The 14052-nt window shown below is 73.3% G+C and carries 16 protein-coding genes; 10 read left to right on the top strand and 6 right to left on the bottom strand.

The annotated features are described in order from the left end of the window. Nucleotides 1-16 precede the first annotated feature (16 nt). The gene (locus ACZ6AQ_RS07815; RefSeq protein WP_468758291.1) at nucleotides 17-559 is read right to left on the bottom strand and encodes an ATP-binding protein; all 543 of its coding nucleotides are present in this window, start codon (nucleotides 557-559) and stop codon (nucleotides 17-19) included. Nucleotides 560-709: 150 nt separating this feature from the next. Here ACZ6AQ_RS07815 and ACZ6AQ_RS07810 point away from each other — a divergent pair, with 150 nt between their 5' ends. The 4 genes from ACZ6AQ_RS07810 to ACZ6AQ_RS07795 all read left to right on the top strand — a co-directional run bounded on the left by ACZ6AQ_RS07810 (nucleotide 710) and on the right by ACZ6AQ_RS07795 (nucleotide 3149). Then, on the top strand, nucleotides 710-1576 hold the full coding sequence (locus tag ACZ6AQ_RS07810; protein WP_468758573.1) for a helix-turn-helix domain-containing protein: 867 nt from the start codon (nucleotides 710-712) through the stop codon (nucleotides 1574-1576). Further along, a complete protein-coding gene (locus ACZ6AQ_RS07805) occupies nucleotides 1573-1812 on the top strand; it encodes a DUF397 domain-containing protein (protein WP_468758290.1) in 240 nt (79 codons plus the stop codon). Before ACZ6AQ_RS07810 ends, ACZ6AQ_RS07805 begins: the two co-directional genes overlap by 4 nt. Before the next feature lie 29 nt (nucleotides 1813-1841). Continuing rightward, a complete protein-coding gene (locus ACZ6AQ_RS07800; RefSeq protein ID WP_468758289.1) occupies nucleotides 1842-2627 on the top strand; it encodes an SDR family NAD(P)-dependent oxidoreductase in 786 nt (261 codons plus the stop codon). A gap of 120 nt (nucleotides 2628-2747) precedes the next feature. Further along, nucleotides 2748-3149: an FKBP-type peptidyl-prolyl cis-trans isomerase gene (locus tag ACZ6AQ_RS07795; RefSeq protein WP_468758287.1), complete on the top strand. Its 402-nt coding sequence runs from the start codon at nucleotides 2748-2750 to the stop codon at nucleotides 3147-3149. A 9-nt stretch (nucleotides 3150-3158) separates the two neighbouring features. On the opposite strand, the gene ACZ6AQ_RS07790 is transcribed toward ACZ6AQ_RS07795, so the two are convergent. From ACZ6AQ_RS07790 to ACZ6AQ_RS07770, 5 genes are all read right to left on the bottom strand, one after another. Further along, nucleotides 3159-3830: a class I SAM-dependent methyltransferase gene (locus ACZ6AQ_RS07790; protein ID WP_468758286.1), complete on the bottom strand. Its 672-nt coding sequence runs from the start codon at nucleotides 3828-3830 to the stop codon at nucleotides 3159-3161. A 215-nt stretch (nucleotides 3831-4045) separates the two neighbouring features. Then, the gene (msrB, locus tag ACZ6AQ_RS07785) at nucleotides 4046-4453 is read right to left on the bottom strand and encodes a peptide-methionine (R)-S-oxide reductase MsrB (protein WP_468758285.1); all 408 of its coding nucleotides are present in this window, start codon (nucleotides 4451-4453) and stop codon (nucleotides 4046-4048) included. A gap of 26 nt (nucleotides 4454-4479) precedes the next feature. Beyond that, nucleotides 4480-5871, bottom strand: coding sequence for a UDP-N-acetylmuramate--L-alanine ligase (gene murC / locus ACZ6AQ_RS07780; RefSeq protein ID WP_468758283.1), 1392 nt, complete (start codon nucleotides 5869-5871; stop codon nucleotides 4480-4482). 128 nt (nucleotides 5872-5999) lie between these two features. Next, nucleotides 6000-6470 carry an indole-3-glycerol phosphate synthase gene (locus tag ACZ6AQ_RS07775; protein ID WP_468758282.1) on the bottom strand — a complete coding sequence of 157 codons (471 nt, stop codon included), beginning with the start codon at nucleotides 6468-6470 and terminating at the stop codon, nucleotides 6000-6002. Between the two features lie 105 nt (nucleotides 6471-6575). Continuing rightward, a complete protein-coding gene (locus ACZ6AQ_RS07770) occupies nucleotides 6576-7421 on the bottom strand; it encodes a pyrimidine reductase family protein (RefSeq protein WP_468758281.1) in 846 nt (281 codons plus the stop codon). A 37-nt stretch (nucleotides 7422-7458) separates the two neighbouring features. On the opposite strand from ACZ6AQ_RS07770, the gene zapE reads away from it, so the two are divergent. The 6 genes from zapE (at nucleotide 7459) to ACZ6AQ_RS07740 (ending at nucleotide 14007) form a co-directional block, all read left to right on the top strand. After that, the gene (gene zapE, locus ACZ6AQ_RS07765) at nucleotides 7459-8544 is read left to right on the top strand and encodes a cell division protein ZapE (RefSeq protein ID WP_468758279.1); all 1086 of its coding nucleotides are present in this window, start codon (nucleotides 7459-7461) and stop codon (nucleotides 8542-8544) included. A 34-nt stretch (nucleotides 8545-8578) separates the two neighbouring features. Further along, the gene (locus ACZ6AQ_RS07760; RefSeq protein WP_388696716.1) at nucleotides 8579-9004 is read left to right on the top strand and encodes an OsmC family protein; all 426 of its coding nucleotides are present in this window, start codon (nucleotides 8579-8581) and stop codon (nucleotides 9002-9004) included. Between the two features lie 170 nt (nucleotides 9005-9174). Continuing rightward, nucleotides 9175-10575 (top strand): alkaline phosphatase PhoX, encoded by a 1401-nt coding sequence (locus ACZ6AQ_RS07755; RefSeq protein ID WP_468758278.1) that lies wholly within the window; start codon nucleotides 9175-9177, stop codon nucleotides 10573-10575. Between the two features lie 160 nt (nucleotides 10576-10735). Continuing rightward, nucleotides 10736-11677, top strand: a complete 942-nt coding sequence (locus ACZ6AQ_RS07750) for a PPK2 family polyphosphate kinase (protein ID WP_468758276.1) — start codon at nucleotides 10736-10738, stop codon at nucleotides 11675-11677. Between the two features lie 100 nt (nucleotides 11678-11777). Beyond that, nucleotides 11778-12692, top strand: coding sequence for a polysaccharide deacetylase family protein (locus ACZ6AQ_RS07745; protein WP_468758571.1), 915 nt, complete (start codon nucleotides 11778-11780; stop codon nucleotides 12690-12692). A gap of 106 nt (nucleotides 12693-12798) precedes the next feature. After that, on the top strand, nucleotides 12799-14007 hold the full coding sequence (locus tag ACZ6AQ_RS07740) for a serine hydrolase domain-containing protein (protein WP_468758274.1): 1209 nt from the start codon (nucleotides 12799-12801) through the stop codon (nucleotides 14005-14007). Nucleotides 14008-14052: the final 45 nt, after the last annotated feature.

Here is a 14052-nt window from a genome sequence, read left to right as displayed (position 1 = left end):
GTGTCCTGCCCGGTGATCACGGTAGGGCGCGCGGCCCGGCAGCTTCAGGGGCGGCGTCGGCACTCCGGTCGCGGTCCGGCTGCCGGTCGTCGGCAAGGAAGCTTCGGCGCTCGCAGCCGTGGGACCCGAGGTCCAGCTCGGCCCGTACGGTCTTCCCGACCGGTACGCGGTCGAGCACCGCCCAGCGCGACGCCAGCGCCTCCACCAGGAGCAGGCCGCGCCCGCCCTCCCCGTCCGGGCCCTCCGGGACGGCGAGGGCGGGCCGCCGTTCGCCCCGGGTGTCGGAGACGTCGATCCGGAGCAGCCGGCCGGGGGTGTACGCGAGCACCAGCTCGCAGTCGCGCCCCGGCACCCGGCCGTGCGTCACGGCGTTGGCGGCGAGTTCGGCGACGAGCAGCGCGGCGGTCTCGGAGGTCCCGGAGCCGTACGGGACGCCCCAGTGGTCGAGCTGGAGCACGGCGAGGCGGCGGGCGAGCCTGGCGCCGCGCGGGGTCGAACTGAAACGCTGCGCGAACACACGTACGGTGACGGGCAGTTCGCGGGTCACGGGGGAGGTCATGGGGCCAATGTGGCGTCGCGCGGGGAGGGTTGCCAGCTCAGAAACCCGTACGCTGCGACAGCGTACGGGTTCACCCTCTGGACTGTATTGGTGACTAGCCGTGAGCATGGAAGCGTTCAGTACGAGTGCACGGGTGCGGGAGGTGGCCGGGTGACGGGTGGGTTTCCGGATGACGCGACGGATGGCGTAATCAGGGCTCCGAGGGGGAGTGAACCGGAGGCGTCGGAGAGTCTGAAGGCGTTCGGGGAAGTCCTCAAGGTTCTGCGCAAACGGGCGGGCCTCACGCAGGAGCAGTTCGCGCCGATGGTGGGGTACTCGGTGCCGATGGCCGCCTCGATCGAACAGGGGCGGCGCCTGCCGTCGAAGACGTTCGTGGACCGCTCGGAGGAGGTGTTGGACGCGTTCGGGGTCGTCCGGGCGGCGGCCAAGCACCTGACGCGCAAGGCGGGACTGGCCCGGTGGTTCGAGAAGTGGGCGGAGCTGGAAGCCCTGGCCGTGACCCTGTACACCTTCGAGAGCCGGTTCGTTCCCGGCCTGCTCCAGACGCCTGCGTACGCCCGGACGCTCTTCGAAGAACAGATCCCGGCGATGGGTGACGACCAGATCGAGTCCCATCTGACGGCGCGCATGGAACGGACGAAGATCCTCACAGAGCGTCCCCACACGATCTACAGCTTCATCATCGAGGAGCACGCGCTGCGCCGCCGACTGTGTGCTCCGGAGGCCATGCGCGAGCAGGTCGACCACATCCTTGACCTGTGCGAGCGGCGCAACATCGACATCCAGGTCATGCCGCAATCACGGGGTTACCACGCAGGTCTCGGCGGCCCCCTGTGCCTCCTGGAAACCCCGGAGAACGCGTGGCACGCCTACTCCGAAGGTCAGGAGACCGGCCACATGATCTCGGACCCCAAAGTGGTCAGCACTCTCCAACAGCGATATGCCAGGATGCGGGCACAGGCTCTGTCCGTGGAGGACTCCGTGAGCCTGCTGCGGGAGATCCGAGGAGCACTATGAGCACCACAGACCTGGCCTGGTTCAAGAGCAGCTACAGCAGCGGCAGCGGCGACAACTGCGTCGAAGTAGCCCTCTCCTGGCACAAGTCCAGCTACAGCAGTGGTGGGGACGGCGACTGCGTAGAGGTCGCCTCCTGCCCCTCCACCGTCCACGTCCGCGACTCCAAGAACGTCACCGGTCCGCAGCTCGCCCTCTCCCCCGCCGCCTGGTCCGCCTTCCTGACCCGGCTGGCCTGAACACCGTACGACGCGCGAGGAGCACCACCATGAGCACGACCCCGGCCGACTACCTCTCCGGCCTCTTCTCCCTCGACGGGCGCACCGCCCTCGTCACGGGAGGCAGTTCGGGCATCGGCCGGGCCGTCGCCGGGGCCCTGGCGCGGGCCGGGGCGAAGGTGGTGGTGCTCGCGCGCAAGGAGGCCGAGCTCGTCGCGACCGTGGACGAGCTGACGGCCGACGGCTGCCGGGCGGCCTGGGTGAGCGCGGACCTGAGCACCCGGGAGGGGATCAGGGCCGGGGCCGAGGCGGCGGCGGCCGTGTTCGGGGAGCCGGACGTCCTGGTGAACTCGGCGGGCATCAACCTCCGCCCGCCGCTGGGCGAGCTGGGCGAGGAGGTCTGGGACGCGACGATGACGGTGAACCTGGAGGCGCCGTTCCTCCTTGGCCAGCGGTTCGGGCCCGGGATGGCCGAACGCGGCTTCGGGCGGATCATCCACGTGACCTCCCAGCAGGCGCACCGCGCGTTCGTGCAGAGCGGGGCGTACGGGGTGTCGAAGGGCGCCCTGGAGTCGCTGGCCCGTTCGCAGGCGGAGGCGTGGTCGCCGCACGGGGTCACGGTCAACACCCTGGTCCCGGGGTTCGTGATGACCCCGCTCAACCGGCGCCTCTCCTCCGACCCGGAGAAGGTCGCCGCGCTCGCCGCCCGCACGCTGACCGGCCGCAACGGGCTGCCCGGCGACTTCGCGGGCGCCGCCGTCTTCCTGGCGAGCGCGGCCTCCGCGTACGTCACGGGGCACTCCCTCTTCGTGGACGGCGGTTTCTCCGTCCACTGAGCGGGGCGCGTCCTCGGCCGCCGGCCGCTCTCCCGGCCGGCGCCGGGCACGGACGCTGCCGGTAGCGTGAACGTCTGCCGTACGGGAGGTCCGTGCGGCCGTCCGTGCGAGGGGACCGCGATGAGCGAACCGACGAAGCCCGTGGTCGAGGCCCCGGAGGGCGACCCGCCCACCGAGCTGACCGTCCGGGACCTGGTGGTCGGGGACGGGCCCGAGGCGCGGCCGGGCAGGGTCGTCCGGGTCCACTACGTGGGGGTCGCGTTCGCCTCCGGGAAGGAGTTCGACTCCTCCTGGGAGGAGGACCGGCCGTTCAAGTTCGCCGTGGGCGGCGGCAAGGCCGTCAAGGGCCTGGACCGGGGGGTGAGGGGGATGAGGGTCGGCGGCCGGCGCGAGATCGTCGTTCCCCCGCGCCTCGGTTACGGCAGGCAGTCGCCCTCTCCGCTGATCCCGGCGGGCTCGACGCTGGTCTTCGTCGTGGACCTGCTCACGGTCGTGGGCGGGACCGCCGGAACGGGGTCCTGAGGAGCGGGTTCAGCGCACCGCCCGGCGGGCCAGCAGGACCGAGTCCTCGGCCTCCACCGGGCCGTCGTCCCGCTTGAGCGTGCGGACGCGCTGCTCCACGACGACGGGCTCGAAGTCGTCCGGCAGGCCGGGGAGGAGCTCCGCCGCCAGGAACATTGCCTTGCGGTGGCTCTCGGAGAGGTGCGCGAACGCGGGGGACGGCGTGTGGCCGACGACCAGGAGCAGCCCGCCCGGGGCGACGGCCGCGGCGAGGCGGCGGGTCACCCCGACCATGCCGCCGTCGGGGGCGTGCAGGTAGTGGCTGGTGACCAGGTCGTACGCGCGTCCGTCGGCGTCGAAGGTCCGGGCGTCGGTCCGCCACCAGTCGACGCGGTCGGCCACACCGGCCCGCTCGACGTGGCGGGCGGCCCGGGCGAGGCCCTCGGCCGAGAAGTCGGCGCCGGTCACGCGCCAGCCCCGTCCGGCCAGCCAGACGACGTCGCCGCCCTCCCCGCACCCGACGTCGAGCGCGGTCCCGGGAGCGAGATCATCGGCGACGGCGACGAGTTGCGGGTTGGGCTCGCCGCTCCAGAACCTCTCCTGCCCCGCGTACCGCTCGTCCCAGCCCGCCGGCTCGAACATCGCGGCGACCGCCCGCTCGTCGTGCGTGCCGTTCCGGCCGTGCTCGTGGTGTCCCGCCATCGGACGCCTCCCGTCGCTCGTGGTGCCGTGCCCGCGGTGCCGCACCCCGGGCCGTACGGCCCGCCCCGGTGCGCGGGCCACTGCGACGATGGTGCCCGGAGCCGTGCCGGAAGGGCACGCGAAGTTGCCGGACCGGCAAACGGCGGAGGGGCGGGGACGGGACGGTCTGAACTCGTCCCGCCCCCGCCCCCGCCTCTCCGGGCTCCCGGGCCCGCTCAGCCCTCCGCCGGCTCCAGCCGCAGCGAGATCGAGTTGATGCAGTACCGCTGGTCCGTGGGGGTCGGGTAGCCCTCGCCCTCGAAGACGTGGCCCAGGTGCGAGCCGCAGCGGGCGCAGCGGACCTCGGTGCGGACCATGCCGTGGGACCGGTCCTCGATCAGCTCGACCGCGTCGGAGTCCTTCGGGTCGTAGAAGGACGGCCAGCCGCAGTGCGAGGGGAACTTCTCGTTCGACGTGAACAGCTCCGCGCCGCACGCCCGGCAGGAGTAGACGCCCCTGGTGGTGGTGTCGGTGTACTCACCGCGGAAGGCGGGTTCGGTGCCCGCGCGGCGCAGCACCTGGTACTCCTCCGGGGTCAGCTCCGCGCGCCACTGCTCGTCCGGCTTCTCGACGTCGTACGCCATGAGCTCGCTCCCTCTGCTGCTTCGCGCTACTTCGACAGGTGGTCCAGGATGCGCGGGCCGAGGTCCGTGACGTCGCCCGCGCCCATGGTGAGAACGAGATCGCCGGGGCCCGCCATTCCCTCGACGATCTCCGGCACGGCACCCTTGTTGTGGACGGGCGTCACGTCGGCGCCGGCCTTCCGGGCGGCCTCGACGATCAGCTCGCTGGTGACGCCCGGGATCGGGTCCTCGCGGGCCGGGTAGACGTCGAGGACGACGGAGGCGTCCGCGAGGGCCAGCGCCTGGCCCATCTCCACGCCCAGCTCCTGGGTGCGGGAGAAGAGGTGCGGCTGGAAGACGACGAGCAGGCGGGAGTCCCCGGCCGCGCCGCGCATGGCCTCCAGGTCGGCGGTCATCTCGGTGGGGTGGTGCGCGTACGAGTCGATGACCTGGACGCCCCGGGCCTCGCCCTTGAGCTGGAGGCGGCGGCCGACGCCGGTGTAGGCGGTGAGGGCCTGCGCGAGGCCGGCCGGGTCGATGCCGGCGCGGGCGCCGGCGGCGAGCGCGGCGGCGGCGTTGTGGGCGTAGTGGCGGCCGGGGACGGAGACGGTGAAGGTGTGCTCGGCGCCGTCGAGGGCGACGGTCACCTCGCTCTTCATGCCGTTCGGGGCGATCCGCAGGATGCGGGCGTCGGAGTCCTCGGACTCGCCGACCGTGACGATCTCCAGGCCCTCGCGGTCCGCGACCCGGCGGGCCAGCTCGCGGGCGCCCGCGTGTTCGCCGACGACGAGGGTGCCGCCGGGGCGGATCTTGGCGGCGAACGCCTCGAAGGACTCGTAGATCTCGTCCAGGGAGGCGTAGTTCGCGTGGTGGTCCAGCTCGACGTTGAGGACGATCGCGACCTCGGGGTCGTACTTCTGGAAGCTGCGGTCGCTCTCGTCGGCCTCCGCGACGAAGACCTCGCCGGCGCCGTGCCGGGCGTTGGTGCCGGGGCCCGCCAGGTCGCCGCCGATGGCGTACGAGGGGTCGAGGCCGAGGTGGTCGAGGGCGACGGCCAGCATGGACGTGGTGGTGGTCTTGCCGTGCGTGCCGGCGACCGCGATCGCGCGCAGGCCGTCCATGAGGGAGGCGAGCGCGTCGGAGCGGTGCACGACGGGAATGCCCAGCTCGGCGGCGCGGGCCAGCTCGGGGTTGTCGGCGCGGATGGCGCTGGAGACGACCACGGCGGAGGCGTCGTCGGCCAGGTGCCCGGCGGCGTGGCCGATGTGCACGGTGACGCCGAGGGCGCGCAGGGCCTCGGCGGTCGGGGACTCCCTGGAGTCGCTGCCCGCGACCTTGGCGCCGCGCTGGGCGAGGATCTTCGCGATGCCCGACATCCCGGCACCGCCGATGCCGATGAAGTGCGGCCGTTCCATGGCGGCGGGAATGGCGGGTGCCATGCGGATCTCTCCCCGGGTGGGTGGCGTACGTGGAAGCCTTCAGCCTAGTGGTTCGGGGCGGCCGGGCCCGGCGAGGCACGGGCACGGCCCCGCGCCCCGCACGGAGCGCGGGCCCGGCCCTCCGCCGGCTACTCGCTGTGGGCGAAGAGCTTCAGCACCGGGACGCCGACCTTGTGGCGGGCCCGGGAGGCCCAGTCGCGGTGGAAGAACTCCTCCACGTAGTGCGGGGCGGTGAGGACGATCACCTCGTCCGCCGCCGCCTCCTCGACCACCGCCTTCATCGTGTCGAGCGGGTGGTCCTCGACGACCTGGCCGACCGCCTCGCAGCCGGCGTCCCGCAGCGCCCGGAGCGACAGTTCCAGGGCGTGTTCCGCGGGAGGGCGGGCCTCCTCGCCCTCCGGTTCGTCGCCCTCGCGGGTCGCCTCCTTCAGTTCGCCCAGGGCGACGTCGTCGACGGCGCGCAGCAGTACATCGGCCTGGTCACCGCGCGGCTGCATCAGAACGATGAAGGAGACGACCTCGTCGCCGTGGAGCGTGGTGACGAATTCCACGTCCACGGACGTCAGCGGTTTCTCGATCATCAGAACGCTTGTGAACACCTCGGGAGCCCTTCTGCGGAAACCATCCTTCCCCGTGTTCGCACGGGGTCTGCGACATAAGTGTGCCCAGCGGACGGGAAGCGGAACGGCAAATTCCGCTGATTGTCAGATCCGAAGGTAGCGGGTGAAGAGGAAGCCGTCCCGCTCCAGTACGGAAGCCACCCGGAAGCGTGTCGGGACGGCCACCGAGGGCCCCCCGGCGATCCGTTGGGCGTCGCCCGCCGTCATGGTCGGGGAGATCGTCAGGCACAGCTCGTCCAGGACCCCCGCCGCCACGAACTGGCCGAGCAGCCGGGGCCCGCCCTCGGTGAGCTGGCGCCGGAGCCCGCGTTCCGCGAGCGTGGCGAGCGCGCGGGCCGGCTCCACCCGGGAGCCGTCGCCCGCGAACAGCACCTCCGCCCCCGCCTTCCGGGCCTCCCGCACCCGGTCGGCGGGCGCGCCGGTCCCGGTGAGGACCAGGGTCGGCACCGACGGGGCCGTGAAGAGGGGCAGCGAGAAGTCCAGGTCGAGGGAGGCGCTGACCACGGCGATCACCGGGGCGGGGCCCTGACCGGCGGCGGCCCGGCGGTCCGCGAACGCCTCCCGCGCGCGGGCGGGGCGGTACCCCTCCAGGCGTACCGTTTCCGCACCCACCACGATCACGTCGGCGAGCCCGCGCAGGGTGCCGAAGATCCTCATGTCCGTCTCGGAGGAGAGCGGCTGGGAACGCCCCTCGTGCTGGCCGGCGCCGTCGAGCGAGGAGACCATGTTGGCCCGCAGCCAGGGGGCGTCGCCCTCCGGGTAGGCGTAGGCGTCGGCGAGCGCGTCGAGGGACCAGTCGCCGTCCTCCGCCGCGGTCTCTCGGGCGGGTACGGCCGCCGCGGCCTCCCGGACCGGCGCGGCCGCCGGGTCCGTCGCGGCCCCTCGGGCGGGTCCGGCTGTCGTGTCCGTCACAGGAAACAGGCGTCGCATGTCAGGCAGTCTGACACGGCGCTTACAGTGGGGAACTGTGTCGACCCGTGCCCTCACCGAAGCCGTCTCCTCCGCAGCGGCCCCGCTCTCGCTCTGCTCCCGGGAGCCCCGCGTCCCCGCCGAGCGCCTCGTCGCGGAGATGGTGCCGCCGCCGCGCTTCGACTCCGTGCGCTTCGACACGTACGTCCCGGACCCGAACCAGCCCAGCCAGACGCGGGCCGTCGAGGTCCTGAGCGCCTTCGCGGAGGGGCTGGGCGGAGCGCACGCCTCCGGCGCCGGGAAGCGCCGCTGGTTCGCGCGGAAGCCCACCGCCCCCACCGGGCCGCGCGGGGTCTACCTGGACGGCGGGTACGGCGTCGGCAAGACCCACCTCCTGGCCTCGCTCTGGCACGCCACCCCCGCCGAGCCGGCCCTGAAGGCGTTCGGCACCTTCGTGGAGCTGACCAACCTGGTCGGCGCGCTCGGGTTCCAGCAGACCGTGAAGACCCTGAGCGGGCACCGGCTCCTCTGCATCGACGAGTTCGAGCTGGACGACCCGGGCGACACCGTCCTCGTCTCCAGCCTCCTCGGCAAGCTGGTCGAGGCGGGCGTGGCGCTCGCCGCCACCTCCAACACGCTCCCCGGCAAGCTCGGCGAGGGCCGTTTCGCCGCCGCCGACTTCCTCCGCGAGATCCAGGGGCTCTCCGCCCACTTCCGGCCGCTGCGGATCGACGGCGAGGACTACCGCCACCGGGGCCTGCCCGAGGCCCCGGCGCCGTACTCCGACCAGACCGTCACGGAGACCGCGTACGCCACGCCGGGCGCCTCCCTGGACGACTTCCCGCACCTGCTGGCGCACCTGGCCAGGGTCCACCCGAGCCGGTACGGCGCCCTGACCGACGACCTGACGGCCGTCTGCCTCACCGACGTGCGGCCCGTGCCCGACCAGTCGACCGCACTGCGGCTCGTCGTCCTGGCCGACCGGCTCTACGACCGCGAGATACCCGTCCTCGCCTCCGGCCTCCCGTTCGACCGGCTGTTCAGCGACGAGATGCTGAACGGCGGGTACCGCAAGAAGTACTTCCGGGCGATCTCGCGGCTCACCGCGCTCGCCCGCGACGCGAAGGGGCTCGTCGCGCAGTAGCTTGGGGGCCGTATCCGATCGAAAGGGATCCACCATGGCCACCGTGCGTCACGCCCACACCGTCTGGCAGGGCGACCTCCTCAAGGGCTCCGGCACCGTCACCCTCGACTCCTCCGGCCTCGGCTCGTACGACGTCTCCTGGCCCGCGCGGTCCGAGGAGCCGAACGGGAAGACCAGCCCCGAGGAGCTGATCGCCGCCGCGCACTCCTCCTGCTTCTCGATGGCCTTCTCCAACGGCCTGGCCAAGGCCGGCAACGCGCCGACCCGCCTGGAGACCAAGGCGGACGTCACCTTCCAGCCGGGCGAGGGCATCACCGGCATCCACCTGACCGTGCGCGGCGAGGTCCCGGGCATGAGCGCGGAGGAGTTCCGGTCCGTCGCGGAGGACGCGAAGAAGAACTGCCCGGTCAGCCAGGCGCTCTCGGGCACCACCATCACGCTCACCGCCGAACTGGCCTGATCCCTCCCCGGCCGGGGACGGGTTCCGCGCCGCGCGGGGCCGTCGCGGCCCGCATGGTTCACGCGCCACCACAGTGCGTGATACACACATGCGGGTCGCACGTCACACGAGCACCACGAGGCGTGCGCGGAGCGTCACATCCTGTCCGCCAGCAGGGGAGCTGTTGCCACATGTCCGCAACACGACGTCAGATCCTGTCCCGCACCGGCGCGTCCGTCGCCGGGATCGCCTTCACGGGCGCCCTCTCCGAACTCTTCGCCGCGAGCGCCTCGGCCGCGCCCGGGGGCCACGGCGCCCCGGCCGTGCCCGGCGCTCACCCGCCTCGGGGAGGCTACGGCCCCCTCGTCCCCGACCCCGACGGTCTCCTCGACCTGCCGGCCGGCTTCCGCTACAAGGTCCTCTCCCGGCAGGGCGACCCGCTCCGCTCGGGCGAGGGCCCCGTGCCCAGCAACCACGACGGCATGGCCGCCTTCCCCGGCCGCCGGGGCCGGGTGCACCTGGTCCGCAACCACGAGAACAAGACCACCGGGAAGATCGGCGTCCCGACCGTCCCCGGGCTCACGTACGACCCGGCGGCCAAGGGCGGCTGCACGGCCCTCGAACTCGACGGCCGGAACAACGTCCTCGGCGAACGGGTCGCCATCGCGGGCACGGCCGTCAACTGCGCGGGCGGGCCCACGCCCTGGAACACCTGGCTGACCTGCGAGGAGACCGAGGACCGGGCCGGCACGAAGGGCTACACCAAGGACCACGGCTTCATCTTCGAGGTGGACGGTGCCGACCCGCACCGCACGGGCGCCGTCCCGCTCACCGCCATGGGCCGCTTCCAGCACGAGGCGATCGCCGTCGATCCGCGCAGCGGCATCGTGTACGAGACGGAGGACGCCTTCGACCGCCCCTTCGGGCTCTTCTACCGCTTCCTGCCCCACAAGCCGCTCGGCGGCACGGGCTCGCTGCGCGCGGGCGGCGTCCTGGAGGCGATGCGGGTCCCGGACGTCCCCGACCTCTCCGTGATCCAGGAGACCGGCGCCCGCTTCGAGGGCGTCGAGTGGGTCCCCGTACCGGACCCGCTGGCCTCCGGAACGCCCATCCGGTTCCAGGACTTCGGGCCGAAGGGCATCACGCACGCGCAGAAGCTGGAGGGCTGCTACTGGGGCGGCCGGGCCGTCTACTTCGTGTCGTCCTTCGCGCGGGCCAAGGACGGCTCGGCGGCCACGCACTTCGGCCAGGTGTGGAAGTACGAGCCGCACCGGCGGCGGCTGACCCTGGTCGTGGTCTTCGGCCCCGACACCGACGTCCGGTTGCCGGGCGAGTCGCCGGACAACATCTGCCTGGCGCCGTCCGGGGGCCTGATGGTCTGCGAGGACGGCGGGGGCGCGCAGCACGTCTACGGGGTGAGCGAGCGGGGCGAGGTCTACCCGGTCGCCCGGGGGAGGCAGAACATCGGCACCGCCGAGGAGCCGGAGTGGGGCGAGTTCGCGGGGGTCACCTTCTCCCCGGACCGGAGCACGATGTACGTCAACTGCTACACGCCGGGAACGACGTTCGCGGTGACGGGCCCCTGGCGCTGAATCGTTTCCGCACCGGGTGGGCGTTCCGCGTGCGCGGGGCGCCCGCCCTTCCCGGAGACGGCCCGGCCGCCCCCGGAGCCCGCCCGGACCCCGTTCGCGGGCGGTCCGGTTGCGGCGCAGGATCGGGGGAAGGCGACCGGCGCCACGGAAGGGGAGCCCGATGACGAAGAAGAACGGCGGGAAGGACACCGGGAAGAAGGAGTCCCGGAAGGGGACCACCGGGAAGGAGCGGCCCGGGAAGGAGCGCGCGGGCGGGGAGCGGGAGCCGGTCCTGCGCGAGGTCCTGCGCGTCCCCGGGGGCGAGCGGATCGACCTCTCCTCGTACGACCCCCGCGGCATCCCGGCCGGCCCCGCGCGCAAGGCGGACGGCACGGCGGCCACCGCGGCCCTGGGCCCGCGCCTGGCCGGCCTCCAGGAGCGCCTGTACGCGTCGAGCACCGCCGGGGACCGGCGCCGCGTGCTCCTGGTCCTGCAGGGCATGGACACCAGCGGCAAGGGCGGCACGGTCAAGCACGTGATCGGCTTCCTCAACCCGTCCGGCTGCCGGGTCCGCGCCTTCAAGGCCCCGACGCCGGAGGAGAGGGCGCACCCCTTCCTCTGGCGGATCGAGAAGGCCCTCCCCGGGCCGGGCGAGATCGGCATCTTCGACCGCTCGCACTACGAGGACGTTCTCGTACCGCGCGTGCACGACCTGGCGACCCGCTCCGAGATCAAGCGGCGCTACGGCCTGATCAACCGCTTCGAGGAGTCCCTCGCGGACGACGGGGTCACGGTGGTGAAGGTCTTCCTGCACCTCTCGTACGAGGAGCAGCGCGCCCGTCTCCTCGAACGGCTCGACGACCCCGACAAGCACTGGAAGTTCAGCACGGGCGACATCGAGGAGAGGGCCCTGTGGCCCGCGTACCGCAGGGCCTACGAGCTGGCGCTGGAACGCTGCTCGACGGACACGGCCCCCTGGTACGTCGTCCCGGCGGACCGCAAGTGGTACCGGAACTGGGCCGTCAGCAAGCTGCTCCTCGAACACCTGGAGGAGCTGGACCCGAAGTATCCGCCGGGGGACTTCGACGCGGAGGAGAGCCGGAGGCGCCTGCTGGCCTCGTGAGCGGCGCCGTCCGGCCGACGCCCCCCTCCGCCTCCCGGTGGACCGGGGCGTTCTCGCTGTCGCGTCGCAGGCATTTATTACTTTGATCGGATAACTTCCGATCGTGAACACTCCTGTACGAAAAGCGGCGATCCTCGGCCTCCTCGGGGTCGTTCTCGTCGGCTGCGGGGAGGGCGTCTCCCCGAAGGCTCCGACCACCCCGGCGGCGGCCGGGGCCCCCTCCTCCGCGAGCGCCACCGCCGGACCCAAGCCGGGTCCCGGGGCGGCGACGGGGCCGGGGCCGGAGGCCGCCCGCCGCGCGGCCCCGCCCACCATGGCACCCGGCCCCGGCGGGCGCGCCCCCGTCTACGCGCGCCGGGCCGCGCACTCCCCCAGGAGCGCCGAGAAGGTCGTGGCGCTCACCTTCGACGCCGACATGACGGCCGATCAGGGTCCCCGGGCGGCGCGCGGCGAGCGGTTCGACAACCCGGAGCTGATCGCCACCCTGCGCCGCCTGAAGGTGGACGCGACCGTCTTCATGACGGGCCGCTGGGCGGAGGAGTACCCGGACCAGGCCAGGTCGATCGGCGGCGACCCCCGCTTCGAGATCGCCAACCACTCGTACAGCCACCACGCCTTCTCGTCCCCCTGCTACGGCCTGCCCACCGTCCCCGGACCCGCCATGGCGGCCGACGTGCGGCGCGCGTTCGACGCCTTCCGGAAGGCCGGGGCCGTCCACGTCGTCCCGTACTTCCGCTTCCCCGGCGGCTGCTACGACGACGCGGCCCTGCGCGCCCTGGGACCCGTCGGGGTCACGGCGGTCCAGTGGGACGTGGTCAGCGGCGACGCCTTCGCCGAGGACGCGGACGCCGTGGCCGCGCAGGTGCTCGACGGGGTGCGGCCCGGTTCGCTCGTGGTCATGCACTGCACGCGCAGCGCCGCCCCCGCCACCGAGCGGGCCGTCCGCCGGATCGTCCCGGAGCTGCGCGCCCGCGGCTACCGCTTCGTGAAGGTGTCGGACCTGATGAGGGGATGATCCGGGCGGGCACCGGCCCCCCGCGTTGCCTTTATGAACCAGTGGTGACACCATCGCTGTCACCACTGGTTCATAAAAGAGGGACCACGAGAAGACGGAGGCGGACATGGCACTCGGGGCGCGAGGACTCACCGGCGCGGCGGTCGCGGGCGCGGGCCTGGCCGCCGGGGCGGCCTGGCTGTGGCGCAACCAGGGGACCGTGGCGACGAGCCGGCCCGTCAACGAGTGGACGTTCACGCACATGTCGGCGCTGATGCCCGTCGACACCGTGCCGCGCTCCGCCCGCCCCCGGCCCCTCGCCCGGCGGGAAAGGGCCCTGGAGGGGTTCGGCTACGCGTTCGGCGGACGGTGGCGGACCCTGGACGAGCTGCACCGCCGCACGCACACGACCGGGTTCGCGGTGGTCCACCGCGGCGCCCTGGTCCACGAGGCGTACCCGGGGCTCTTCGCCTCGCCGGACACGCGGTTCCAGCTGTTCTCCCTGACGAAGTCGGTGACGTCGGTCCTGGTGGGCATCGCGCGGGAGGAGGGCGCGCTCGACCTGGACGACCAGGTGGCCTCCCGCCTCCCCGCGCTGGCCGGTTCCGCCTACGACGGAACGACGGTCGGCCACCTCCTCGACATGTGCAGCGGCGTCGGCGGCGTCGAGGACTACACCGACCCCGACGCGCCGATCAACCGCTTCGAGCGGGCGGTGACCGGGGGCGGGTCGGTCCTGGACGTCATCCGCTCGCTGCCGCGCGCCGCCACGCCGGGGACCGCGTTCAACTACTCCACGCTCGACACCCAGGTCCTGGGCCAGGTGCTCGAAGCGGCGACGGGCGAGCCGCTGGCCCGTTACGCGGCCCGGCGCCTGTGGGACCCGGCCGGGGCGGAGAACGACGCCTACTACTTCCTGACCCGGGGGCGTCCGCGCGTCGCGCTCGGCGGCGGGTCGTTCAACGCGACGGTCCGGGACCTGGCACGGCTCGGACTGCTGCTGGCCCGCGGCGGAGAGCGGGACGGGCGGCAGGTCGTCCCGGCGGCGTGGGTCGAACGCGGCCGGGGGACGGGGCTGCCGCACCTGGAGGTCGGAGCGCTGGGCGACGGCCTCCCCGCCCACTACGGGTACGCGAACCAGTGGTGGACGCTGGGCGGCGAGCACCGCGCCTTCACGGGGCTGGGCATCCACGGACAGTTCCTCTGGATCGACCCCGTGGCGGACGCGGTGGTGGTGAAGACCAGCGCCTGGCCCACCGCCGACGACCTGGAGCGGGACGCCGAGACCGTGGCCGCCCTCACCGCGCTCGTCTCCTGGCTGGACGCGCGCGGCTGAACGGCCCGGCGCGGGGCCCCGCGGGCGGGCTCGACGTCGCGGGCC

It is taken from the genome of Streptomyces sp. NPDC041191 (assembly GCF_055591945.1).
The sequence above is the reverse complement of the archived record's forward strand: the minus strand, read 5'-3'. Positions and strand labels throughout refer to the sequence as shown.